General features: G+C 65.6%; 1 protein-coding gene and 1 pseudogene. Both read left to right on the top strand.

Features of this window, described 5'->3' with window-relative positions; all coding sequences use genetic code 11:
• Positions 1 to 136 (top strand): annotated as a pseudogene (locus tag B2J89_RS22980) (amino acid ABC transporter substrate-binding protein); the annotation flags it as partial.
• A gap of 13 nt (positions 137 to 149) precedes the next feature.
• The coding region (locus tag B2J89_RS21690) for an ATP-binding cassette domain-containing protein (protein ID WP_169170853.1) at positions 150 to 494 on the top strand (345 nt) is incomplete at its 3' end.

Raw genomic sequence — 494 nt, 5'->3', positions numbered from 1 at the left:
CAAGGACTTCGACACCGGCGGCCTGATCGGCGTGCCGATCACCATCAGCGGCAACTCGATCCCAGTAGGACGCGTCTATCGAGCCGATATGAAGGCCCAAAAAATGGTCGCAGCCTCTGACTGGATCAAGCTCTGACCCTGCCGTCACAATGACCCAGTCCGCGCCAGCCAACGTCCTCGAAGTCAACAACATCGAGGTCATCTACAACAAGGTGGTGCAGGCCTTGCGCGGCCTGTCGCTGGCCGTGCCGCGCGGCCAGATCGTGGCGCTGCTGGGCAGCAACGGCGCGGGCAAATCGACCACGCTCAAGGCGATCTCGGGCCTGCTGGCGCTCGAAGACGGCACGCTCGAAAGCGGCAGCGTGCTGTTCAACGGCCAGCCGACCGCGGCGCTGGCGCCCCAGCAGCTGGTGCGCCGCGGCCTGTTCCACGTGATGGAGGGGCGGCGCGTGTTCGAAGACCTCACGGTCGAGGAAAACCTGGTCGCCGCCACC

It is taken from the genome of Acidovorax sp. SRB_24 (genome assembly GCF_012931925.1).
Note: the sequence above shows the minus strand (reverse complement) of the source record. Positions and strands in the feature narration are given on the sequence as shown.